Source organism: Acidovorax radicis (assembly GCF_020510705.1).
In the GTDB taxonomy this organism is placed as follows: domain Bacteria; phylum Pseudomonadota; class Gammaproteobacteria; order Burkholderiales; family Burkholderiaceae_C; genus Acidovorax; species Acidovorax radicis_A.
Genome location: NZ_CP075184.1, coordinates 1616973 through 1639993, shown reverse-complemented (window position 1 = coordinate 1639993; position 23021 = coordinate 1616973). Strand labels below are relative to the sequence as shown.

The window sequence follows — 23021 nt, the reverse complement described above, 5'->3', positions numbered from 1 at the left end:
GGCCTGATCAGGCCGTGCCACAGCGCTTGCGGTACTGCTCCAGGAACCGCGCCACGCGGCCAATCGCGTCGCGCAGATCATCCTCATGCGGCAGGAACACGATGCGGAAATGGTCGGGCGCCGCCCAGTTGAAGCCCGTGCCCTGCACCAGCATGACCTTGGTTTCCTGCAGCAGTTCCAGAAAGAACTGCTGGTCGTCCTGGATGGGGTACACGGCCGGGTCGAGGCGCGGAAACATGTAGAGCGCCGCTTGGGGCTTCACGCAGCTCACACCCGGGATGGCGGTGATGAGCTCATACGCCAGATCCCGCTGCTTGCGCAGGCGCCCACCTTCGCCCACCAGTTCATTGATGCTCTGGTAACCGCCCAGCGCGGTCTGCACGGCCCACTGGCCGGGCACGTTGGCGCACAGGCGCATGTTCGAGAGCATGTTCAGGCCCTCGATGTAATCCTTGGCGGGTTTCTTGTCGCCCGACACCACCAGCCAGCCAGCGCGGTAGCCGCACGAGCGATAGCTCTTGGACAGCGAGTTGAAGGTGAGTGTGAGCACATCCTCGCTCAGCGAGCCAATGGCGGTGTGCTTGGCGCCGTCGTACAGCACCTTGTCGTACACCTCGTCGGCAAAGATGACGAGGCCATGCTCGCGTGCGATACCGACGATGCCCTTGAGCAGCTCATCCGAATACAGCGCGCCGGTGGGGTTGTTGGGGTTGATGACGACGATGCCCTTGGTACGGGGCGTGATCTTGGCGCGGATGTCGTCAAGGTCCGGCATCCAGCCATTGGCTTCGTCACACAGGTAGTGCACGGGCGTGCCACCCGAAAGGCTGGCGGCCGCTGTCCACAGCGGATAGTCGGGCGAAGGCAGCAGCAACTCGTCGCCGGCGTCCAGCAGTGCATTCGTGGCCATCACGATGAGTTCGCTGGCGCCATTGCCCAGATAGATGTCATCCAGCGTCACGCTTTTGATGCCCTGCTTCTGGGTCTCGTGCATCACGGCCTTGCGGGCGGCGAAGATGCCCTTGCTGTCCGAGTAACCCGCCGAGTTAGGCAGGTTGCGGATCATGTCCTGCTGGATTTCCTCGGGCGCGTCAAAGCCGAACACCGCCAGGTTGCCGATGTTGAGCTTGATGATCTTGTGCCCGTCCTCCTCCATCTGCTTGGCCGCGTCCATGATGGGCCCCCGGATGTCGTAACAGACGTTGGCGAGCTTGGCGGATTTATGGACGGTTTTCATGCGCTGACGGTGGTGCAGTGGGGTCAGGTGGCAAGCCAGAGCGGCAGGCACCTTGGCGAAACCTATAATTTGACCACAGAACCGCAACGCTGCCTGGCAAGCGCTCTGCGGTGCCCCACCCGCCGCGACCCGGACACCCCAAGCCCATGAAATTCCAGCCCGACCGCTCCAACGCGCAAACCATCAGCAGCTATGGCCCCGGCTGGATCGGCATTGACGCCGAAAAGATCAACCAAAGCCTCATCATCGGCTCCCAGGGGCTTCGCCAGACCTGGCCTTGCGCGCGCTTCGAAGACCTGACAGCGGAGCATTTTGCGCAACTGGCCGCGCTGGAAACGGAGCTGGTCATCTTTGGCAGCGGCCTTCGCAACCGCTTCCCCCCACCGGCCTGGCTGGCGCCTCTCATGGCCCGCCGCATTGGCCTGGAAACCATGGACACGCCAGCGGCTTGCCGCACCTACAACATCCTGGCCAGTGAAGGGCGCAACGTGGTGGCCGCACTGATTCTGGAGGCCTGATCGCCCAGCCGTGCCGGCCTCCGCGGTCACCCGATTACGCATTCAAAATGCCCTCAGCGCGATGCATGCGCGCCCGTGTACACACGCCCAATGACACCCCCGCCTAAGCCCATGCGCCACAGGGGGGACACACTACCTTACATTTGGATGTAAACCAATTACAGGGTAAAATCTCGGGTTGCGGTCGGGGGCACCACCAAGAGCAATAACACACCCACTCCCCCGGCTTACCAACGACTACATCCTGAGAGATTGAAGTGATATGGCGATCGTTGTCAACAAACCCCTCCCTGAATTTGAAGCCAACGCAACTGGTGGACTCAAGGTCTCGAATACCTCCCACCTTGGCCAAGTTCTGGTTCTCTACTTCTATCCCAAGGACAACACACCTGGCTGCACCACGGAGGCCATGCAGTTTCGCGACAGGTACAAGGACTTCGTGAAAGCCGGCGCTGCGGTGTTTGGCGTGTCCCGCGACAACATGAAGTCACATGATGATTTCAAGGAAAAGCTGGAACTGCCCTTCGAGCTCATCGCCGACACCGAAGAAAAAATGTGCCACATGTTTGGCGTGGTCAAGAACAAGATCATGTACGGCAAGAAGGTCAAGGGCATTGAGCGCAGCACCTTCCTGGTTGGTCCCGATGGCATCCTCGTGCAAGAGTGGCGCGGCCTGAAAGTGCCCGGCCATGTGGATGACGTCCTCAAGACCGTCAAGTCCATCAAGGCACTGAAAAAAGCGGCCTGAGCCCTCGCCTGAAGAGGCGGTGGCGCATTGTTGCGACAGCCCTGCGTTCAGTGCCTGGTTTGGACATCTTGAGTAGGCATAATGGTTTGATGCTCCTGGTTACCGCAACATCTGCCCCCTCCCCAAAAGCCGCCTTGGTCTCCAGGCGGCTTTTTGCTTTCTGATCCGCATCTTCTTTTACTGATCGAGGCCCTGCCACCATGCCCCTGCCCCCCGCACCCAGCCGGCGCGCCGCGCTCCTTTCTCCCGAAGCCTTTGACGTCACCGCCCCCCCACGGGCCACCCCCCATGCCGCCAACGAGGCGGTGCCCCCCGCCATAAAAGCCACGCCCGCTGCCCGCAACGTGCGCAAGGCGGCCAGTGTCGCCTCGGCACCTGTTGCAACCGGTTCCACCACGGCGCCACTCATCCAGATCGAAACCCGTGCCCGCGAGCCGCAGGCTGTGCCGACGCCCGACGCACGCACGACCAGCACACGCAAGGCGCGCACCACCAGCGCCCCAGCCGCCAGCGCCGCGCCACCGAGCACAGCCCCGACTGCCAAAGGTAAAAAGACCGCGCCGCAAGGCCCGGCCAAGCTGTTTGTGCTGGACACCAACGTGCTGCTGCACGACCCCACCAGCCTGTTCCGGTTTGAGGAACACGACATCTTCCTGCCCATGATCGTGCTCGAAGAACTGGACGGCCATAAAAAAGGCATGACCGAAGTGGCTCGCAATGGCCGCCAGACCAGCCGCACCCTGGACGCGCTCGTGGGCGTATCCGGCGCCGACCTTGTCCGGGGTATCAAGCTGGACTCCACCGGCCAGCGCGCTGCCGGTGGCTGCCTTTATTTTCAGACGGCACCGCTGGATTACAGCCTGCCCACCAGCCTGCCCCAAGGCAAGGCTGACAACCAGATCCTGGGCGTAGTGCAAGCACTGAGCAAACTGCACGCGCCGCGTGAAGTGGTGCTGGTGTCCAAGGACATCAATATGCGCGTCAAGGCGCGCGCACTGGGCCTGGCTGCCGAGGACTACCAGAACGACAAAACGCTGGAAGATGGCGACCTGCTGTACGCTGGCGTATTGGCGCTGCCAGCCGACTTCTGGGCCAAGAGCGGCAAGAACGTGGAGAGCTGGCAAAGCGGCGCGTACACCTACTACCGCATCAGCGGGCCCATCGTGCCGCAGCTGATGATCAATCAGTTTGTGTATTTCGAAGCCCCCGGCGAGCCCAGCCTGTTTGCCCGCGTGAGCGAAATCCGCGACAAAACCGCAGTGTTGCAGACGCTCAAGGACTACGGATCGGCCAAAAATGCGGTGTGGGGCGTGACCACACGCAACCGCGAGCAGAACTACGCCATGAACCTGCTCATGGACCCCGAGATCGACTTCGTCACGCTCACCGGCACAGCTGGCACCGGCAAGACATTGCTGGCCCTGGCTGCGGGCCTGACGCAGGTGCTGGACGACCGGCGCTACACCGAGATCATCATGACCCGCGCCACCGTGAGCGTGGGTGAGGACATCGGCTTTTTGCCAGGCACCGAAGAAGAAAAAATGGGCCCCTGGATGGGCGCGCTGGACGACAACCTCGAATTCCTGGCCAAGGGCGACGGCGGCAACGCTGGTGAATGGGGCCGCGCGGCCACCAACGAGCTGATCAGAAGCCGCATCAAGATCAAGAGCATGAACTTCATGCGCGGGCGCACCTTTCTAAACAAGTACGTGATCATCGACGAGGCACAAAACCTGACGCCCAAGCAGATGAAGACGCTGATCACCCGTGCAGGCCCCGGCACCAAGATCATCTGCATGGGCAACCTTGCACAGATCGATACGCCCTACCTCACAGAGGGTTCGTCCGGCCTGACCTATGCAGTCGACCGCTTCAAGGGCTGGCCACACAGCGGCCACATCACCCTGGCGCGCGGCGAACGCTCACGTCTGGCAGATTTCGCCAGCGAGGTGCTCTGAATTGGCCGCAGGCTGGGTTGCGGCACTGAAGCTGGTGCCCTGGGGCACCGTCATCGAGGCGACGCCCCAGATTCTGCAGGCCGCAAGAAAGCTGCTGGGAGCCACAAGCAAAACGACGGCGGCGGGGTCGGCAGCAGGCTCGCTGGACGCCCCCAGCGCCGATGCCGCTACGTCGGTCACCACCCAACTGCAGCAACTGCACGAGCGCGTCGTGCGGCTGGAGCAGGAACAACAGGACTCTGCCGTGCTGATCCAGGCGTTGGCCGAGCAAAATGCCCAGATCGTGCAAGCCGTTGAAACGCTCCGCCACCGCAATCAGCGGCTGGTCGTGGCTATGGGGGTTGTGGCCGTCTGCTGCCTTGGCCTGCTGGCCTGGGCCCTGACAAGGCCTGGGGTCTAAGCAGGCGCTCACGCTCCAAGTGAAGGCGATGCGCACGTTGAGGGATTAAGGCATCCAGGCATCGGGGGATCGAGGGGGCTGGGCACCGGCATGCGCAGGATGACGCAGAAACAGGTTGAAAAAAACCCTCCGAAAACTCCTAAATCAATAGCTGCTCGCGCTTATACAACAAGCGCTAGCGGCTATTTTTATTAGAAATCGTCACCCGAACCCATGGCGAGATTCTCGAACCGCGTCTGGTTTTTCTGGAAAAACAGTTTGATCGTGCCCGTCGGGCCGTTACGCTGTTTGCCGATGATGACCTCCGCCACGTTCGGCTCCTTGCTGTCCTTGTTGTAGTAGTCGTCGCGGTAGATGAACATGATGATGTCCGCGTCCTGCTCGATAGCGCCGGACTCGCGCAAGTCGGACATCATGGGGCGCTTGTCGGTGCGCTGCTCCACCGAGCGGTTGAGCTGCGACAGCGCGATCACCGGGCACTGCAGCTCTTTGGCGAGCATCTTCAGCCCCCGCGAGATTTCGCCCAGCTCGGTGGCACGGTTGTCCGAACTGGAGGAGCCCGAGCCACTCATGAGCTGCAAATAGTCCACCACGATCAGGCCGAGCTTGCCACATTGGCGCGCCAGGCGGCGGGCGTTGGCACGCAACTCGCCCGGGGTGAGCCCCGGTGTCTCATCGATGTGCAGCGACACGGTGCGCAGCTTTTCAATCGCCTCCGTCAGGCGCGGCCACTCGTCATCGGTGAGCTTGCCGGTGCGCAGGTTGCCCTGGTTCACGCGGCCGATGGAACCCACGATACGCACCGCCAACTGGGCGGCGCCCATTTCCATCGAGAAGATGGCCACGGGCAAGCCTTCGTTGAGCGCCACATGCTCGGCGATATTCACGGCGAACGAGGTTTTGCCCATGGAGGGGCGCGCCGCCAGCACCACCATATCACCGGCCTGCAGGCCCGACGTCATGCGGTCCAGGTCGGCAAAGCCGGTGGGCACACCGGTCACGTCCACCGGGTTGTCGGCCATTTCCTGCACGCGGTCGAGCAGATCGATCACCAGCGTGTCGAGCGACTGAAACCCCTGCTTGGTGCGCGAACCCTCTTCGCCAATGGCGAAAATCTTGGCTTCGGCCTCGTCGAGGATGCGCTCGACCGTCTTGCCCTGCGGGTTGAAGGCGTTGGTGGAGATTTCATCGCTGGCCGTGACCAGCTTGCGCAGGATGGCTCGCTCGCGCACGATCTCGGCGTACCGGCGGATGTTGCTGGCGCTCGGGACGTATTGCGCCAGGTTGTTCAGGTAGGCCAGCCCGCCCATGTCCTGCGCTTTGCCCTGATTTTGCAGGTGCTCGAACACCGTGATCACGTCGGCCGGCTTGCTCGCATTGATCAGCGCGCCGATGGCCGAATAGACCATCTGGTGCTCGTGCCGGTAGAAATGGCTTTCGACCAGCAGATCACCCACCCGGTCCCAGGCGTTGTTGTCCAGCAGCAACCCCCCCAGCACGCTCGACTCCGCCTCGATCGAGTGCGGCGGCACACGCAACTGGGCAATCTCACGGTCCGGCAGGGGCGTGAAGCCATCATCAAGGGGGGGGAAAACGGCAGACATGGAATCCTCGGGCTAACCTGGCATGCTAGCGTCCGCGCGGAGCGGTGTCATGGCACAAGTCTGTGGATAAGGTTGGCACAACCAGTGGGCTACTGTGTACAGATACAGGGTGCACAAAGACAAAAGCCGCCCGAAGGCGGCTTTTGCGAAAGTTCACCAATGACGATCAGGCGGTTTCGCCGTAGACCGACACGTTGACTTCTACCACCACATCGGTGTGCAGCGCCACGCTGACAGCGGTTTCGCTGACGACCTTGATCGGGCCGTTAGGCAGGCGAACCTGGGCCTTGGCGACCTTGTAGCCTTGCTTGTTCAGCTCATCGGCGATGTCTTGGTTGGTCACGGAACCAAACAGGCGGCCATCGACACCGGCTTTTTGCGTCAGCTTCACGGTGGTACCGGCCAGCTTTTCGCCTTCAGCTTGGGCTTGCGCCAGCTTGGCGGCAGCTGCCTTTTCGAGTTCGGCGCGCTTGGCTTCGAATTCGGCCTTGTTGGCTTCGGTGGCGCGGCGAGCACGGCCCGAAGGGATCAGAAAGTTGCGGGCGTAGCCATCTTTGACCTTGACGATTTCGCCCAGGTTGCCGAGGTTCACAACCTTGTCGAGCAGAATGATTTGCATGGGTTGTGCTCCTTAGATCTTGTGCTGGTCGCTGTAAGGCACCAAAGCCAGGAAGCGCGCGCGCTTGATGGCCGTGTTCAGCTGACGCTGGAAGATGGCGCGCGTGCCGGTCAGGCGCGCGGGGATGATCTTGCCGTTTTCGGCGATGAAATCGCGCAGCGTGTCGACATCCTTGTAGTCGATTTCTTCAACGCCCGTCACCGTGAAGCGGCAAAAGCGCTTGCGCTTGAACAGCAGGGACTGGGTGTTGCGCTTTGGGCGCTTGTCTTTGTTGAACTTCTTGAACGTGGCCATTGCGGACCCCTTGCAAATTAATTTTGTTGAATATCCTGGATATGAAGCACTGCGTTTTTGCCATTGCGCGGGGTGGCTAGAAATCCACTGAAAGTCCAGATACTTCCGATGTTCTGCCGGGCCAGGCGCTCAGCCATTGCACCAAAGGCAACAGCTTTCATGACAGCCTTGACTTCGCGGGGGTGGCCTGCCTCGGTTTGCTGCGACTCGTGTTCGAGACGCAGCGCGATGGCGGGCAATCCGGCGGGCGTGTAGCGCAGGGCCTGGGCCTCTGCGATACAAGCGGTCAAGACAACGCGGTTCTCCACTCCTCAGGCTGAACTGTCGATCAGCGATCGCCAGAGCGTTCGCTGGAACGCTCGCCACGGTCACCACCGCGGTCGCCGCGCTCACCAGCAGCAGCGTATTCAGCCTGGCTGGCCTTGCGGGCTTCTTCGCGCTCAACGGTCTTCATCATCGAAGAGGGGCCGGCGTCAGCCTTCTTCTTTTGAACGGTCAGGTGGCGCAGCACGGCGTCGTTGAACTTGAAGGCGTGCTCCAGTTCAGCCATCACGGCCTGATCGGCCTCGATGTTCACGCACAGGTAGTGGGCCTTGGCCAGCTTGTTGATCAGGTACGCCAGTTGACGACGGCCCCAGTCTTCCACACGGTGGATCTTGCCGCCGCCGGCGGTGATCATGCCCTTGTAGCGCTCCAGCATTGCTGGAACTTGTTCGCTTTGATCCGGGTGGATCAACAAAATGATTTCGTAATGACGCATGCATACTCCTTTTGGGGTAACACCACCCGCTGCGTCCCAACCCTTGCAGGGTCGTGCGGTGTGGCAAGGCAAAGCCGGAAATTATAACCCGGCCCGCGCCGCTTGTACACTTTCACGGCAATCACGCATGCGACGCACCCCAAAAGTGCCGCAAAACTGCAGTCCGGCCCTTGCAAAATGGCCCAAGGGGCCGACATTCCCTACACCAACAGCGTGTGATTCAATCCCGGGTCGGAACAAACCCCTGATTCAGACCTTGAATAGGTGCGGTTCGCCCCCAAGTTCCGCGCGTAACGCTTTATCAACATCCAGATACAGACATGTCCGACAACAGCCACCACAACCTCTCCCAAAACGCTCCCGCCCCCGAAGAAGTCGAAGCCGCCATGGCAGCCCACGCCTCCGACGAGGTGGCACGTCTGCACGGCGAGCTGGCTGAACTCAAAGCCAAAAGCGCCGATCTGGCCGACCAGTTCTTGCGCGCCAAGGCAGATGCTGAAAACGCCCGCCGCCGCGCTGAAGATGAAGTAGCCAAGGCCCGCAAGTTCGGCATCGAGAGTTTTGCCGATAGCCTGTTGCCGGTCTGCGACAGCCTGGATGCCGCCCTGTCCATTGCCGAAGCCACCCCGCAGCAGCTGCGCGAAGGCGCCGACGCCACGCTGCGCCAGCTCACTTCGGCCCTGGAGCGTAATAAGGTGGTAGCCATCAACCCCGCCGCCGGCACCAAATTCGACCCCCATCAGCACCAAGCCATCAGCGTGGTGCCAGCGGACCAGGAAGCCAACACCATCGTGACGGTGCTCCAAAAGGGCTACGTCATCGCCGAGCGTGTGCTGCGCCCTGCGCTCGTTACCGTCACGGCCCCAAAATAAATGAGACGCAACCCCTTGAGGGATTGCAAAAAATATCAGCCGGGATGACTTGAACAAAGCCGAGTTATCCACAAGTTACTAGCCATCCAAACCAATCAAACATTCGGAGAAAAAATCATGGGAAGAATCATCGGCATTGACCTGGGTACCACCAACAGCTGCGTGTCCATCATGGAAGGCAACACCACGCGCGTCATCGAGAACAGCGAAGGTGCACGCACCACGCCCTCGATCGTGGCCTACCAGGAAGACGGCGAGATCCTCGTCGGTGCCTCGGCCAAGCGCCAGGCCGTGACCAACCCCAAGAACACGCTGTACGCCGTCAAACGCCTGATCGGCCGCAAGTTCACCGAAAAAGAAGTGCAAAAGGACATCGACCTGATGCCCTACAAGATCGTGGCCGCCGACAACGGCGACGCCTGGATCGAGGTGCGCGGCAACAAGATCTCGGCACAACAGGTGTCTGCCGACATCCTGCGCAAGATGAAGAAGACCGCCGAGGACTACCTGGGCGAGCCCGTGACCGAGGCCGTGATCACCGTGCCCGCGTACTTCAACGACGCACAGCGCCAGGCCACCAAGGACGCCGGCCGGATCGCCGGTCTCGACGTCAAGCGCATCATCAACGAACCCACCGCTGCAGCCCTGGCCTTTGGCCTGGACAAGCAGGAAAAGGGCGATCGCAAGATCGCCGTGTATGACCTGGGCGGCGGCACCTTCGATGTGTCCATCATCGAAATCGCCGACGTGGACGGCGAAAAGCAGTTCGAAGTGCTGTCGACCAACGGCGACACCTTCCTGGGCGGCGAAGATTTCGACCAGCGCATCATCGACTACATCATCACCGAGTTCAAAAAAGAACAAGGCGTGGATCTCTCCAAGGACGTGCTGGCCCTGCAGCGCCTGAAGGAAGCCGCTGAAAAGGCCAAGATCGAGTTGTCGAACTCGGCCGCCACGGACATCAACCTGCCTTACATCACGGCAGACGCGTCGGGCCCCAAACATCTGAACATCAAGCTCACGCGCTCCAAGCTCGAAGCCCTGGTGGAAGAACTGGTGGAACGCACGCTGGCCCCTTGCCGCATGGCGATCAAGGATGCAGGCGTGTCCGTCTCCGACATCCATGACGTGATTCTGGTGGGCGGCATGACCCGCATGCCCAAGGTGCAAGAGAAGGTCAAGGAATTCTTCGGCAAGGAACCCCGCAAGGACGTGAACCCCGACGAAGCCGTGGCCGTAGGCGCCGCCATTCAGGGCCAGGTGCTGTCGGGCGACCGCAAGGACGTGCTGCTGCTGGACGTGACGCCGCTGTCGCTGGGCATCGAGACCCTGGGCGGCGTGATGACCAAGATGATCACCAAGAACACGACGATCCCGACGAAGTTCGCGCAGACCTTCTCGACCGCCGATGACAACCAGCCTGCGGTCACCATCAAGGTGTTCCAGGGCGAGCGCGAAATCGCCACGGGCAACAAGCTGCTGGGCGAGTTCAACCTCGAAGGCATCCCACCAGCATCGCGCGGCACGCCGCAGATCGAAGTGTCGTTCGACATCGACGCCAACGGCATCCTGCACGTGGGCGCCAAGGACAAGGGCACGGGCAAGGAAAACAAGATCACCATCAAAGCCAACTCGGGCCTGTCGGAAGAAGAAATCCAGCAGATGGTGAAGGATGCCGAGCTGAACGCAGCCGACGACAAGAAGAAGCTGGAGCTGGTGCAGTCCCGCAACCAGGGCGAAGCCGCTGTGCACAGCGTGAACAAGAGCCTGGCCGAGCATGGCGACAAGCTCGACGCGGCAGAAAAAGACGCCATCACCGCTGCCGTGAAGGCCCTGGAAGAAGCCCTGAAGACGGAAGACAAAGCCGCCATCGACGAAAAAACCACCGCTCTGATGGCTGCGAGCCAGAAGCTGGGCGAGAAGATGTATGCCGAGTCGCAGGCCGAGCAAGCCGCACAGGCAGCAGGCGGCGCCAACGCGGCAGGTGCATCGTCTTCGGCGTCCTCCGGCAAGCCCGCGGATGACGACAACGTGGTCGATGCCGAGGTGAAGGAAGTCAAGAAGGGCTAAACACCTTCCCGTTGACCCCAGCCGCCGCGCGGGGCCCGAAGAGCCTGAACATGCAGGCTCCAAGGCTTGCGCGGCGTTCCTGTTCCAACCGGGCTCATAAAGACCATGTCGAAAAGAGACTTTTACGAAATCCTGGGCGTTCCCAAGAACGCCTCGGATGAAGAAATCAAGAAGGCTTATCGCAAGTTGGCGATGAAGCACCACCCTGACCGCAATCAGGGCGACACCGCCAAACCGGCCGAAGAGAAGTTCAAAGAGGCCAAAGAAGCCTACGAGATGCTCTCCGACCCGCAAAAACGCGCGGCCTATGACCAGTACGGCCACGCCGGGGTGGACCCCAACATGCGCGGCCCCGGGGGCGCAGGGGCCGAAGGTTTTGGCGGTTTTGCCGAGGCGTTTGGCGACATCTTTGGCGATATGTTTGGTCAGCAGGGCGGCGGTCGCGGGCGCGGGGCTGGCGGTCGGCAGGTGTATCGTGGCGGCGACCTCAGCTATGCGATGGAGATCTCGCTCGAAGAGGCCGCGCGTGGCAAAGACGCCCAGATCCGCATCCCCTCGTGGGACAGTTGCGACACCTGCCACGGCAGCGGTGCCAAGCCTGGCACCAGCGCCAAGACCTGCACAACCTGCTCGGGCAGCGGCACGGTGCAGATGCGCCAGGGGTTTTTCAGCGTGCAACAAACCTGCCCGCACTGCCGTGGCACGGGCAAGATCATTCCCGAGCCCTGCACCACCTGCCATGGCCAGGGCAAGCTCAAGAAGCAAAAGACGCTGGAAGTGAAAATTCCGGCCGGCATCGACGACGGCATGCGCATCCGCAGTACCGGCAATGGCGAACCAGGCACCAACGGCGGCCCGCCCGGTGACCTGTACATCGAAATTCGCCTGAAGAAGCATGACATCTTCGAGCGCGATGGCGATGACCTGCATTGCCAGGTGCCCGTGAGTTTCATTACCGCAGCGCTGGGCGGCGAAATCGAGGTACCCACCCTTGCGGGCAAGGCTGCTATCGACATCCCCGAAGGCACGCAGGCCGGCAAGCAGTTTCGCCTGCGCGGCAAGGGCATCAAGGGCGTGCGCGCCAGCTACCCGGGCGATCTGTACTGCCACATTGCAGTGGAAACGCCCGTCAAGCTCACCGAGCACCAGCGCAAGTTGTTGCGTGAACTCGAAGAGTCGCTGAAGAAGGGTGGTGGTCGCCATTCGCCCAGCGGCGAAAGTTGGACGGACCGGTTGAAGAACTTCTTCAGTTAAATGCGTGGCGCCACACAAAGCGCCCTCCGTTTTGCGCCAAAGGCTGCCCCGCACCACGCTGGGCAGCCTTTTTTCTTGTCCCTGCGCGCCCCCCGCTCCACTTTTCCGCTTTCCCGTTTTCTTGCAGTCTTTGCCAGCGCACCTTGACCTGCATCACATGACACCCCACTCCACCGTGAACCGGATGACGGCTCAGGCCGCTACGATGGCAGTCACTGGCATGAATTGGCACGAATGGAGAATCGCAATGGACGTCAACATCACTTTTCTGGGCGGCGCGGGCACCGTCACCGGCTCCAAATACCTGGTGCGCCACGACGGCCACAGCGTGCTGGTGGATTGCGGCCTCTTCCAGGGTTACAAGCAGCTGCGCCTGCGCAACTGGCAACCCCTGCCTGTCACGCCCCACCAGATCGATGCCGTGGTGCTGACCCATGCGCACCTGGACCACAGTGGCTACCTGCCCTTGCTGGCGCGCGACGGCTATACGAAATCCATCCATTGCACCACTGGCACGCGTGACCTGTGTGCCATCCTGCTGCCCGACAGCGGCCATCTGCAGGAAGAAGACGCCGCCTTTTTGAACCGCCACCAGTTCACGCAGCACACCCCGGCATTGCCGCTCTATACGCGGCTCGATGCTCAGCACTGCATGAAGCAGTTCCACACCCACGCGTTCCACAAAGCCTTCGAGCCGATTCCCGGCTGGCGCGTCACCTTCACACCCGCCGGGCACATCCTGGGCGCGGCCAGCGTACTGCTGGAGGTGGGCGGGCGGCGCATTCTGTTCTCAGGCGACCTGGGCCGCCCCGACGATCTGATCATGAACCCACCCGAGGCGCCGCCCCAGGCCGACACGGTGCTGGTCGAATCCACCTACGGCGACCGCCAGCACACCCAGGAAAACATCCTGCAAGAGCTAGCCCCCGCCCTGCAACGCCTGGCCCAGCGCGGCGGCGTGGCCGTGGTGCCGGTGTTTGCCGTGGGCCGCGCGCAGGCCGTGCTGCATGCCATCAACCTGCTCAAGAAGCAGGGCGCCGTTGCCCACTCGCTGCCGGTATTTCTGGACAGCCCCATGGCCGTGAGTACCACCGGACTTTTCTCGCACCACACGGGCGAGCACCGGCTGACCGCGCAGGAAGCAGAGGCCCTCTCGCACGGTGCCACCATGGTGCAGACCACCGACGAGTCGAAGGCCCTGGCGCGGCGCCACGGCCCCATGGTGATCCTGTCAGCCAGCGGCATGGCCACGGGCGGGCGCGTGCTGCACCACCTGGCGCTGTATGCGGGCGACCACCGCAACATGATCATCATCACAGGCTACCAGGCGCCGGGCACGCGTGGGGCGCGCATCGCCAACGGCGAAAAGACCACCCGCATCCACGGGCAGGACGTCGATATACGCGCCGAAGTGATGCAACTCACCTCGGCCTCGGCCCACGCCGATGCCAATCAGACCCTGGCCTGGCTGCGCAGCATGGAGCATGCGCCCGACCGGGTTTATGTGGTGCACGGCGAAATGGGTGCGGCCGACATGCTGCGCCAACGCATCGAGCATGAATTGCGCTGGCGCGCCACAGCACCCGAGCACGGCAGCACCCTGCCCGCCTGAGATCGTGAACAGGTTCTGAGAGCGCTCAACGGGGAGCGCTGCAGGCACCACAGTTCAAAAAGATGAGCGCCTAGCGCTCGTCTTTATTGGTTTTCCTATATAAAAGCCTCTGAACTGCAATGGGATAAAGCGCTAGTAGCTCACTTTTTTGATGAACCCCCCCTTGCACGACGAATACCATCGCATTCAGCGATGGCGAACATCAAAAATTGAGTAGAAAATGGCAAGCCTTCTCAAAACAAGAGGACTACGCCCCATCCCATGAAAAGCTCCGAGCGCAGTTTTGCGCGCCGTATCGACCTGACCTCGCTGCAATTGTTTGTGGCGGTGTGCGAGCTCGGCAGCATCGGCCGCGCGGCCGAGCGCGAATTCATTGCGGCATCGGCCGTCAGCAAGCGCCTGTCTGACCTGGAAACCGCCGTGGACACGGCCCTGCTGTACCGCCACAGCCGCGGCGTCACGCTGACCCCCGCTGGCGAAAGCCTGCTGCACCATGCGCGCACCGTCCTGTTCGGCCTGGAGCGCATGCAGGGCGAGCTCAGCGAATATGCCGATGGCGTGCGGGGCCATGTGCGCATGCACGCCAATATTTCCGCCATCTTCCAGTTCCTGCCCGAAGACCTGGGTGCGTTTGCGCGTGAGCACAGCCAGATCAAGATTGACCTGCAGGAGCACCTCTCCAGCGATGTGCTGCACGCCGTGCAGGAAGGCGCTGCCGACCTGGGCATCTGCAACATCGGCATGGCGAACGGGGGCGGAGCCCTGGAGCTGCAAAATCGCCCTTACCGCGCCGACAATCTGGTGCTGGTTGTGCCCCGGGCGCATGAACTGTCTGCGCTGGATGCTATCAATTTTGAAGAAGTCCTGGACTGGGACATTGTGGGCCTGCATGCCAACAGCAGCATCAGCCTGGCCATGCGCGCTGCCGCCGCTGCCGCCGGGCGCCCGCTGCGCCAGCGCATCCAGGTCACGGGGCTTGATGCCATGTGCCGCATGATCGACAACGGCCTGGGCGTGGGCCTGCTGCCCGACCGGGCGTTTGCGCTGATGCGCGGCGTGGGCAACCTGCAAGCCATCCCGCTGACCGATGCCTGGGCCCACCGCGAGCTGCGGGTGGTGGCCCGCGATTTCGATGCCCTGCCTGTCACCGCACGCCTGCTGGTCGAGCATCTGGCGCCGCGGGCCGCACCGCAGGTGCCCCCTGCAGCAGCCCCCGACACTAAAATCCAATCACCCACCTGAAAGCAGAAAGAAAGCCACGCCATGGGACGCACCCTGTACGACAAGATCTGGGACGAGCATGTCGTCCACACCGAAGAGGACGGCACCTCCATCCTCTACATCGACCGCCATCTGGTGCACGAGGTGACCAGCCCCCAGGCGTTTGAAGGCCTGCGCGAGGCGGGCCGCAAGGTCTGGCGCATGAGCTCCATCGTGGCCACGGCCGACCACAACACGCCCACCACGGGCTGGGAGGCAGGCTATGACGGCATCACCGACCTGACAGCCAAGGAACAGATCACCACGCTGAACGACAACATGGCGCAGATCTCGCCCGCCGCGTTCTTCCCCTTCATGCACAAGCGCCAAGGCATCGTGCACGTGATTGGCCCCGAAAACGGCGCCACCCTGCCCGGCATGACGGTGGTGTGCGGCGACAGCCACACCAGCACCCACGGCGCGTTTGGTGCGCTGGCCCACGGCATCGGCACCTCGGAGGTCGAGCACGTGATGGCCACGCAGACCCTGCTGGCCAAGAAGGCCAAGAACATGCTGGTGCAGGTCGATGGCCAGCTCGCCAAGGGCGTGACGCCCAAGGACGTGGTGCTGGCCATCATCGGCAAGATCGGCACTGCGGGCGGCACGGGCTACACCATCGAGTTTGCAGGCTCCGTGTTCCGCGCCATGAGCATGGAAGGCCGCATGACGGTGTGCAACATGGCCATCGAAGGCGGCGCGCGCGCCGGCCTGGTGGCCGTGGACGACAAGACCATTGAATACGTCAAGGGCCGCCCCCTGTCGCCCACGGGCGTGGAGTGGGACCACGCCGTGGCGTACTGGAAGACGCTGCACTCCGACCCCGACGCCCAATTCGACACCGTGGTCAAGCTCGACGCGGCCGACATCGTGCCGCAAGTCACCTGGGGCACTTCACCCGAGATGGTGCTGGGTGTGGACGCCCGCGTGCCCGACCCGGACAAGGAAAAGGACGCCAACAAGCGTGGCGCCATCGAGCGCGCCTTGACCTACATGGGCCTGCAGCCCGGCAAGGAAATCCGCGACATCACCATCGACAAGGTGTTCATCGGCAGCTGCACCAACAGCCGCATCGAAGACATGCGCGAAGCCGCTGCCGTGGTCAAGAAACTGGGCCGCAAGGTGGCCAGCAATGTGAAGCTGGCCATGGTGGTGCCCGGCTCCGGCCTGGTCAAGGAGCAGGCCGAGCGCGAAGGCCTGGACAAGATTTTTGTGGCCGCGGGCTTTGAGTGGCGCGAGCCCGGCTGCAGCATGTGCCTGGCCATGAATGCCGACCGGCTGGAACCCGGCGAGCGCTGCGCCAGCACCAGCAACCGCAACTTCGAAGGCCGCCAGGGCGCTGGTGGCCGCACACACCTGGTAAGCCCTGCCATGGCCGCAGCCGCAGCCGTGCACGGCCACTTTGTGGACATTCGTCAATTTGCCTGAAGGAGCCATGTCATGAAAAAGACCGCAACCCTCATCGTGCTCGCCATCGCCTTCGTGCTGGCCGGCTGCAACACCGTCAAGGGCGTGGGCCAGGACGTACAGCGTGCCGGTGGTGCCCTCGAACGCGCCGCCAAGTAACAGAACGCCATGCAGAAATTCACTTTACTCCAGGGCCTTGTGGCCCCGATGGACCGCGAAAACGTCGATACCGACGCCATCATCCCCAAGCAGTTTCTGAAGTCGATCAAGAAGACCGGCTTTGGCGTGAACCTATTCGACGAGTGGCGCTACCTGGACCACGGCGAGCCCGGGCAAGACCCCGCCAGCCGCAAGCCCAACCCCGACTTCGTGCTGAACCAGCCGCGTTACAAAGGCGCCTCCATCCTGCTGGCGCGCAAGAACTTCGGCTGCGGCTCCAGCCGCGAGCACGCGCCGTGGGCGCTGGACCAGTACGGCTTTCGTGCCGTCATCGCGCCCAGCTTTGCCGACATCTTCTTCAACAACTGCTTCAAGAACGGCCTGCTGCCCATCGTGCTGCCTGAGGCCACGGTGGCCCAGCTGTTTGACGAAGTGTTGGCCTTCCCCGGCTACCAGCTCACCATCGACCTGGAGCGCCAAGTGATCGTTCGCCCCCAAGGCGAGACGATCCCGTTCGACGTGCAGGCCTTTCGCAAATACTGCCTGCTCAACGGCTTTGACGACATCGGCCTGACCCTGCGCCAGTCCGACAAGATCAAAGCCTTTGAAGCCCAGCGCCTGGCCACCAAGCCTTGGCTGGCGCACTCGATGGTGTCGTAAGACAGCACGGGCATAAAAATATCAGTCAAATTGGCCTCTAGCGCTTTACCCATAAGCGCTAGCAGCTATCAAAAACAAAGCAAACTCAATGAAAATCGCAGTTCTGCCGGGTGACGGCATTGGCACCGAAATCGTGGCCGAGGCCGTGAAGGTTCTGGAAGCCCTGGAACTCCCGTTCGAGATGGAATCCGCCCTGGTCGGCGGCGTGGCGTACGATGCCCACGGCCACCCGCTGCCTGAATCCACGCTCAAGCTCGCCAAGGACTCCGACGCCATCCTGTTCGGCGCCGTGGGCGACTGGAAGTACGACAAGCTCGACCGCCCCCTGCGCCCCGAGCAAGCCATCCTGGGCCTGCGCAAGAACCTGGGCCTGTTCGCCAACTTCCGCCCCGCCATCTGCTACGAGCAACTGGTGGGCGCATCGAGCCTCAAGCCCGAGCTGATTGCGGGCCTCGACATCCTCATCATCCGCGAGCTGACGGGCGACATCTACTTCGGCCAACCGCGCGGCCGCCGCGTGGCCACCGACGGCCACTTCCCCGGTGCCGAAGAAGCCTTCGACACGATGCGCTACAGCCGCCCCGAGATCGAGCGCATCGCCCACGTCGCCTTCCAGGCCGCCCGCAAGCGCAACAAGAAGGTCACCAGCGTGGACAAAGCCAACGTGCTCGAAACCTTCCAGTTCTGGAAGGACGTGGTCACCGATGTGCACAAGGAATATCCTGACGTCGAGCTGCAGCACATGTATGTGGACAACGCCGCCATGCAGCTTGTGAAGGCCCCCAAGGCGTTTGACGTGGTGGTCACGGGCAACATGTTCGGCGACATCCTGTCGGACGAAGCCTCCATGCTCACCGGCTCCATCGGCATGCTGCCCTCGGCCAGCCTGAACAGCAGCAACCAGGGCCTGTACGAACCCAGCCACGGCAGCGCCCCCGATATCGCTGGCAAGGGCGTGGCCAACCCGCTGGCCACCATCCTGTCTGCAGCCATGATGCTGCGCTTCAGCCTGAACCAGGAAGCGGCCGCCCAGCGCATCGAAGCCGCCGTGCAAAAGGTGCTGGCCCAGGGCCTGCGCACGCCCGACATCTACAGCGAAGGCACCACCAAGGTGGGCACAGCGCAGATGGGGGATGCAGTGGTGAAGGCACTGGGGTAATCCATACGCGCATCCCACCAGGGCGGCCATGTGCCGCCCTTTTGCTTTCGCGAGGCGCGCAGCCCCCAGGAAATGAGCACCCTACAGCCATCCGGTACAATCCCCACCCATGTTTGCCGCCCGCCCGTTCGCCCGGAACCTCGCACCCGCCGCCACGGCCGGTGTGGCTGCGCGCGCAAGCACCACCAAAACCACGACCATTAAGGGCTGATCCAGCTCCGGTTCGTCGTGCGCCCTCCCTGGCCAGACGAGCCGGGGCTAAACAGTCTGGTCTGGCACTGTTTTACTTTGAAAGGGCGTTGAAATGAGCAACAAGTTGGTAGGGTTGGTTGGCTGGCGCGGCATGGTGGGTTCGGTCCTGATGGACCGCATGGCGCAGGAGAAGGATTTCGACCTGATCGAGCCTTTGTTCTTCTCCACATCGAACGCTGGCGGCAAGGCGCCCGCCCAGGCAAAGAACGAAACCACGCTGCAGGACGCGTTCAACATCGACGCCCTCAAGCGCTGCGACATCATCATCACCGCCCAGGGCGGCGACTACACCACCGAAGTGTTCCCCAAGCTGCGCGCAGCTGGCTGGAACGGCCACTGGATTGATGCCGCTTCCACCCTGCGCATGGAAAAAGACGCCGTCATCATCCTGGACCCGGTGAACATGCCCGTCATCAAGGACGCACTGGCCAAGGGCGGCAAGAACTGGGTGGGTGGCAATTGCACCGTGAGCTGCATGCTGATGGGCGTGGGCGCACTGTACAAGGCCGGCCTGGTCGAGTGGATGAGCACCCAGACTTACCAAGCCGCATCGGGCGGCGGCGCCCAACACATGCGCGAGTTGCTCACGCAGTACGGCACGCTGAACGCCGAAGTGAAGGCACTGCTGGACGACCCCAAGAGCGCCATCCTCGAGATTGACCGCAAGGTGATCGCCAAGCAGCGCGCCCTGACCAGCGCCGAAACCGCCAATTTCGGCGTGCCCCTGGGCGGCAGCCTGATCCCCTGGATCGACAAAGACCTGGGGATCGGCCACAACCACGACGAGCCCGGCTGGGGCATGTCCAAGGAAGAGTGGAAAGGCATGGCCGAAACCAACAAGATCCTGGGCATGGGCGAAGGTTTTGGCTCAGCGGCCATTCCGGTCGACGGCTTTTGCGTACGCGTGGGCGCCATGCGTTGCCATAGCCAGGCGCTGACCTTCAAACTCAAGAAGAACGTGCCCTCTGCAGACATCGAAGCCATGATTGCGGCAGACAACGAATGGGTGAAAGTGGTGCCCAACACCCGCGAAGCGACGATTCGCGACCTGACGCCAGTGGCCGTGACGGGCACCATGACCATCCCCGTGGGCCGCATCCGCAAGCTGGCCATGGGGCCGGAATATGTGGGCGCCTTCACCGTCGGTGATCAGTTGCTGTGGGGTGCGGCCGAACCGCTGCGCCGTATGCTGCGCATCCTTTTAAGCGCCTGATTTCCCCCGCACACCGCGCGCGCAAACCCCATTGCGCGCGCTTTTTTATGCCTGCGCGGTAGACACACTCCGTTACGCGACGTTGGCAATTGGCAACATGTGTAGTCCCTAGTTTGGGGCCCAAACCGCCCGCTTAAAGCTTCGGAGCCACCTCAGCTTGTCAGTGCAAAACATTGATGCTATGGTGCTTTTTACATATTTTCACGCGCCGGGGCGGGGACCACACCATGCGAAAAAAAGCACCGCTCGACCGAGCCGCAATAAATCCTAATCAGTTGTTGGCAAACATGCATCGTTGGAAATTTTCTGTCTTGGCGGCTGCGGCCGTCGCTTGCGCTGGTCTTTATGCCGGCGATGCGTCGGCTCTGGCACTCGGCCGTATTACTGTGCAGTCGGCTTTGGGCGAGCCTTTGCGGGCAGAGATTGATCTGCCCCAGATCACGCCAGCAGAAGCCGATTCGCTGAAAGCCACCATGGCATCCCCTGATGTTTTCCGCGCCCAGGGCATGGAATACACCCAGGTGATGAACAATCTGCAGATTCAGCTGCAGCGCCGACCCGATGGCCGCGCAATTCTTCGGCTGTCGAGCGATCGCCCGGTGAATGAGCCATTTCTCGATCTGGTGCTCGACGCCAACTGGGGTTCGGGCCATATCGTGCGCAGCTACACCATGCTGTTTGACCCCCCAGCCCTGCGCCGTGCAGCCCCTGGCGTCACCGCATCCCCGCAGGTATCTGCGCCTTCTGCACCATCGGTGCCCGCGACGCGCACGCCGACGGCACCCCGCGCCGCCGAAGCATCGACGCCTACGGCGCCCCGTGCCCCAGCCGCTCGCACTGCACCCGCCGACGGCGTCACGGTGCAGGCAGGAGACACGGCAGGCCGCCTTGCCAGCGCTTACAAACCTGCCGGTGTATCGCTGGACCAGATGCTGGTAGCCATGATGCGCGCCAACCCCGAAGCCTTCGTGCAAGGCAACGTCAATCGCCTGAAGGCGGGTGCCGTTTTGCAAATGCCTGACCAGGCGGCGGCACAATCCACACCAGCACCGCAAGCGCGCCAGATGCTGGCGGCACAAGCGCGTGATTTCAACGACTTCCGGCGCAAATTGGCGGGCGCAGCCCCCACGACCGAAGTGGCAGCGGCCCAACGCTCCGCGTCCGGCGCAGTACAAACCCAGGTAGAAGACAAAAAACCCGCCACGGCCGCCCCAGACAAGCTCACGCTTTCCAAGGGTTCCGTGAAGGGCCAAAAGGCCGTCGAAGAGCAGGTTGCCAAAGACAAGCAGGCAGGCGATGCGGCCAGCCGGATGGCAGAGCTCTCCAAGAACATCAACGACCTCAACAAGCTGGGGGCGGCTTCGGCCGCAGCCGGTAGCCCAGCCCCCGCAGGCACTGCAAGCGCACCAGCGGGTGTTGCCGTGCAAGCGCCCGTTGTGCCAGCCACGCCCACCGCACCAGCGGCCCCCGAGCCGACCGCATCCAGTGCCGTGGCGGCAAGCAGCGTCACCTCGCAAGCAACTGTGCCTGCAGATGCGGCTTCCGCGCCTGCGGCAGAGGCTTCCGCCCCTGCTCCAGCTCCCGTTCCAGCCCCTGCTCCAGCGCCCAAACCTGCCCCTACGCCGCCACCTGCGCCCGTCGAAGAGCCCGGTTTCCTCGCCGGCCTGATGGACGACCCGCTGGTGCCCATTGGTGGAGGCATCCTGATTGCGGCACTGCTGGGTTTTGGTGCCTACCGCGTCATGCAGCGCCGCCGCGACAACGGCGGTGTCGACAGCTCCTTCCTCGAAAGCCGAATCCAGCCTGATTCCTTTTTTGGCGCTAGTGGCGGCCAGCGAGTGGATACGGCCAACAGCGAAATGACCACCGGCTCGTCCATGGCGTATTCGCCCAGCCAGTTGGACGCTGGCGGCGATGTGGACCCTGTGGCAGAAGCCGATGTGTACCTGGCTTATGGCCGCGACCTGCAGGCCGAAGAAATCCTGAAAGAAGCGGTGCGACACAACCCTGGCCGTGTGTCGGTCCATGTGAAGCTGGGCGAAATTTATGCCAAGCGCCAGGACCGCAAAGCCTTCGAGGCCGTGGCTGGAGAGGTATTCAAACTGACGCAGGGCGAGGGTTCTGATTGGGCCCGCATTGCAGAGTTAGGTCGCGACCTGGAACCGGAAAACCGCCTGTACCAGCCGGGCGGTCGTCCCGGCATGGCAGAGGACGAGTCTCCATCCCTGCCCCCAGGCGGTTTCCCCAGCACATTCAGTGGCGCGGGCAACGCGGCAGCCGCCCTGGCGCAGCCACCCGATCTCGATCTGGACCTTGACCTGGACTTACCCGACGATGCCCTGACCGAGGCACCACCTGCAGCAGCTGGAGGCTTTGCCGCTGCAGCAGCAGCGGCCGCCGCAGCCACCAGCAGCCGCAACACGCCCACCCACGACGATGAGCCGCAAACGCTGCGCCCCGAGCTGGATCTGCCCGATCTTTCTCCCGACGCATCGGCATCATGGGGTGGGCTTGACGCCACCCCGAGCCCGGTGATTACACCGCCTCCCTCGGCCCATCTGGAGTTCCCCAGCGCGGACGACCTGAGCATGGCACCATCCGGCCCCATGCCCTTGTCTGGCAACGCCCAGGATTCGGGCCCCATGGAGTTCGATTTGGGCGAACTGTCGCTGGACCTGACCGCGCCATCCAAGCCCATGGCGGCCCCTGCGAGCAAATCCCCTGCTCCGGCCCCCCTGTCCATGGATGACGGCTCGGCGGCCGCGCAAGACGACCCCTTGTCCACCAAACTGGCGCTCGCTGAAGAGTTCAATGCCATTGGCGACACCGACGGTGCCCGCACATTGATCGAGGAAGTGGTGGCAGAGTCCACCGGGGCGCTCAAGACCCGCGCCCAGCGCATGCTGAGCGAATTGGGCTGATGCAACTGGCACCCGTTTTCACGGTTCTTCACGCAGCCCACTCCCCG

21 protein-coding genes are annotated in these 23021 nt (G+C 62.6%); 15 read left to right on the top strand and 6 right to left on the bottom strand.

What is annotated here, in order from left to right:
- Positions 1–7: 7 nt before the first annotated feature.
- Positions 8–1237, bottom strand: a complete 1230-nt coding sequence (locus KI609_RS07485; protein ID WP_226448660.1) for a pyridoxal phosphate-dependent aminotransferase — start codon at positions 1235–1237, stop codon at positions 8–10.
- Between the two features lie 146 nt (positions 1238–1383).
- Here KI609_RS07485 and KI609_RS07480 point away from each other — a divergent pair, with 146 nt between their 5' ends.
- From KI609_RS07480 to KI609_RS07465, 4 genes are all read left to right on the top strand, one after another.
- Positions 1384–1755: an Mth938-like domain-containing protein gene (locus KI609_RS07480; RefSeq protein ID WP_226448658.1), complete on the top strand. Its 372-nt coding sequence runs from the start codon at positions 1384–1386 to the stop codon at positions 1753–1755.
- Between the two features lie 262 nt (positions 1756–2017).
- Positions 2018–2503, top strand: coding sequence for a peroxiredoxin (locus tag KI609_RS07475; RefSeq protein WP_226448656.1), 486 nt, complete (start codon positions 2018–2020; stop codon positions 2501–2503).
- Positions 2504–2703: 200 nt separating this feature from the next.
- Entirely contained in the window at positions 2704–4461 is a 1758-nt protein-coding gene (locus KI609_RS07470) for a PhoH family protein (protein WP_226448653.1), read from the top strand.
- Position 4462: 1 nt separating this feature from the next.
- Entirely contained in the window at positions 4463–4861 is a 399-nt protein-coding gene (locus KI609_RS07465) for a hypothetical protein (RefSeq protein WP_226448651.1), read from the top strand.
- Positions 4862–5052: 191 nt separating this feature from the next.
- Here KI609_RS07465 and dnaB read toward each other — a convergent pair whose 3' ends face one another.
- The 5 genes from dnaB to rpsF all read right to left on the bottom strand — a co-directional run bounded on the left by dnaB (position 5053) and on the right by rpsF (position 8138).
- Positions 5053–6465, bottom strand: coding sequence for a replicative DNA helicase (dnaB, locus tag KI609_RS07460; RefSeq protein ID WP_226448649.1), 1413 nt, complete (start codon positions 6463–6465; stop codon positions 5053–5055).
- Between the two features lie 166 nt (positions 6466–6631).
- Positions 6632–7084, bottom strand: coding sequence for a 50S ribosomal protein L9 (rplI, locus tag KI609_RS07455; protein ID WP_226448646.1), 453 nt, complete (start codon positions 7082–7084; stop codon positions 6632–6634).
- Positions 7085–7096: 12 nt separating this feature from the next.
- On the bottom strand, positions 7097–7378 hold the full coding sequence (gene rpsR / locus KI609_RS07450) for a 30S ribosomal protein S18 (RefSeq protein WP_005795932.1): 282 nt from the start codon (positions 7376–7378) through the stop codon (positions 7097–7099).
- A gap of 17 nt (positions 7379–7395) precedes the next feature.
- Positions 7396–7686 carry a primosomal replication protein N gene (gene priB, locus KI609_RS07445; protein ID WP_226448644.1) on the bottom strand — a complete coding sequence of 97 codons (291 nt, stop codon included), beginning with the start codon at positions 7684–7686 and terminating at the stop codon, positions 7396–7398.
- A gap of 20 nt (positions 7687–7706) precedes the next feature.
- The gene (gene rpsF, locus KI609_RS07440; protein WP_226448642.1) at positions 7707–8138 is read right to left on the bottom strand and encodes a 30S ribosomal protein S6; all 432 of its coding nucleotides are present in this window, start codon (positions 8136–8138) and stop codon (positions 7707–7709) included.
- 320 nt (positions 8139–8458) lie between these two features.
- On the opposite strand from rpsF, the gene grpE reads away from it, so the two are divergent.
- The 11 genes from grpE to KI609_RS07385 all read left to right on the top strand — a co-directional run bounded on the left by grpE (position 8459) and on the right by KI609_RS07385 (position 22974).
- Entirely contained in the window at positions 8459–9010 is a 552-nt protein-coding gene (gene grpE / locus KI609_RS07435) for a nucleotide exchange factor GrpE (RefSeq protein WP_226448640.1), read from the top strand.
- 117 nt (positions 9011–9127) lie between these two features.
- Positions 9128–11080 (top strand): molecular chaperone DnaK, encoded by a 1953-nt coding sequence (gene dnaK, locus KI609_RS07430; protein WP_226448638.1) that lies wholly within the window; start codon positions 9128–9130, stop codon positions 11078–11080.
- Between the two features lie 105 nt (positions 11081–11185).
- Entirely contained in the window at positions 11186–12334 is a 1149-nt protein-coding gene (dnaJ, locus tag KI609_RS07425; protein ID WP_226448635.1) for a molecular chaperone DnaJ, read from the top strand.
- A gap of 247 nt (positions 12335–12581) precedes the next feature.
- Positions 12582–13946, top strand: coding sequence for an MBL fold metallo-hydrolase (locus tag KI609_RS07420; RefSeq protein ID WP_226448633.1), 1365 nt, complete (start codon positions 12582–12584; stop codon positions 13944–13946).
- Between the two features lie 261 nt (positions 13947–14207).
- Positions 14208–15188 (top strand): LysR family transcriptional regulator, encoded by a 981-nt coding sequence (locus tag KI609_RS07415; protein WP_226448631.1) that lies wholly within the window; start codon positions 14208–14210, stop codon positions 15186–15188.
- Between the two features lie 21 nt (positions 15189–15209).
- The gene (gene leuC / locus KI609_RS07410) at positions 15210–16631 is read left to right on the top strand and encodes a 3-isopropylmalate dehydratase large subunit (protein WP_226448629.1); all 1422 of its coding nucleotides are present in this window, start codon (positions 15210–15212) and stop codon (positions 16629–16631) included.
- A 12-nt stretch (positions 16632–16643) separates the two neighbouring features.
- Positions 16644–16769 carry an entericidin A/B family lipoprotein gene (locus tag KI609_RS07405; protein ID WP_226448627.1) on the top strand — a complete coding sequence of 42 codons (126 nt, stop codon included), beginning with the start codon at positions 16644–16646 and terminating at the stop codon, positions 16767–16769.
- A 9-nt stretch (positions 16770–16778) separates the two neighbouring features.
- Entirely contained in the window at positions 16779–17429 is a 651-nt protein-coding gene (gene leuD, locus KI609_RS07400; RefSeq protein WP_226448625.1) for a 3-isopropylmalate dehydratase small subunit, read from the top strand.
- Between the two features lie 88 nt (positions 17430–17517).
- Complete coding sequence (gene leuB, locus KI609_RS07395; protein ID WP_226448623.1) at positions 17518–18588, top strand: 3-isopropylmalate dehydrogenase; 1071 nt, start codon at positions 17518–17520, stop codon at positions 18586–18588.
- Positions 18589–18892: 304 nt separating this feature from the next.
- Complete coding sequence (gene asd / locus KI609_RS07390; RefSeq protein ID WP_226448621.1) at positions 18893–20053, top strand: aspartate-semialdehyde dehydrogenase; 1161 nt, start codon at positions 18893–18895, stop codon at positions 20051–20053.
- Between the two features lie 287 nt (positions 20054–20340).
- Positions 20341–22974: a FimV/HubP family polar landmark protein gene (locus tag KI609_RS07385; RefSeq protein WP_226448619.1), complete on the top strand. Its 2634-nt coding sequence runs from the start codon at positions 20341–20343 to the stop codon at positions 22972–22974.
- Positions 22975–23021: the final 47 nt, after the last annotated feature.

What these genes read in the sequence shown, in the direction of transcription:
- KI609_RS07485 (WP_226448660.1), bottom strand. Translation starts at nt 1,237, where the DNA reads ATGAAAACCGTCCATAAATCCGCCAAGCTCGCCAACGTCTGTTACGAC.
- KI609_RS07480 (WP_226448658.1), top strand. Translation starts at nt 1,384, where the DNA reads ATGAAATTCCAGCCCGACCGCTCCAACGCGCAAACCATCAGCAGCTAT.
- KI609_RS07475 (WP_226448656.1), top strand. Translation starts at nt 2,018, where the DNA reads ATGGCGATCGTTGTCAACAAACCCCTCCCTGAATTTGAAGCCAACGCA.
- KI609_RS07470 (WP_226448653.1), top strand. Translation starts at nt 2,704, where the DNA reads ATGCCCCTGCCCCCCGCACCCAGCCGGCGCGCCGCGCTCCTTTCTCCC.
- dnaB (WP_226448649.1), bottom strand. Translation starts at nt 6,465, where the DNA reads ATGTCTGCCGTTTTCCCCCCCCTTGATGATGGCTTCACGCCCCTGCCG.
- rplI (WP_226448646.1), bottom strand. Translation starts at nt 7,084, where the DNA reads ATGCAAATCATTCTGCTCGACAAGGTTGTGAACCTCGGCAACCTGGGC.
- rpsR (WP_005795932.1), bottom strand. Translation starts at nt 7,378, where the DNA reads ATGGCCACGTTCAAGAAGTTCAACAAAGACAAGCGCCCAAAGCGCAAC.
- rpsF (WP_226448642.1), bottom strand. Translation starts at nt 8,138, where the DNA reads ATGCGTCATTACGAAATCATTTTGTTGATCCACCCGGATCAAAGCGAA.
- grpE (WP_226448640.1), top strand. Translation starts at nt 8,459, where the DNA reads ATGTCCGACAACAGCCACCACAACCTCTCCCAAAACGCTCCCGCCCCC.
- dnaK (WP_226448638.1), top strand. Translation starts at nt 9,128, where the DNA reads ATGGGAAGAATCATCGGCATTGACCTGGGTACCACCAACAGCTGCGTG.
- dnaJ (WP_226448635.1), top strand. Translation starts at nt 11,186, where the DNA reads ATGTCGAAAAGAGACTTTTACGAAATCCTGGGCGTTCCCAAGAACGCC.
- KI609_RS07420 (WP_226448633.1), top strand. Translation starts at nt 12,582, where the DNA reads ATGGACGTCAACATCACTTTTCTGGGCGGCGCGGGCACCGTCACCGGC.
- KI609_RS07415 (WP_226448631.1), top strand. Translation starts at nt 14,208, where the DNA reads ATGAAAAGCTCCGAGCGCAGTTTTGCGCGCCGTATCGACCTGACCTCG.
- leuC (WP_226448629.1), top strand. Translation starts at nt 15,210, where the DNA reads ATGGGACGCACCCTGTACGACAAGATCTGGGACGAGCATGTCGTCCAC.
- KI609_RS07405 (WP_226448627.1), top strand. Translation starts at nt 16,644, where the DNA reads ATGAAAAAGACCGCAACCCTCATCGTGCTCGCCATCGCCTTCGTGCTG.
- leuD (WP_226448625.1), top strand. Translation starts at nt 16,779, where the DNA reads ATGCAGAAATTCACTTTACTCCAGGGCCTTGTGGCCCCGATGGACCGC.
- leuB (WP_226448623.1), top strand. Translation starts at nt 17,518, where the DNA reads ATGAAAATCGCAGTTCTGCCGGGTGACGGCATTGGCACCGAAATCGTG.
- asd (WP_226448621.1), top strand. Translation starts at nt 18,893, where the DNA reads ATGAGCAACAAGTTGGTAGGGTTGGTTGGCTGGCGCGGCATGGTGGGT.
- KI609_RS07385 (WP_226448619.1), top strand. Translation starts at nt 20,341, where the DNA reads ATGCATCGTTGGAAATTTTCTGTCTTGGCGGCTGCGGCCGTCGCTTGC.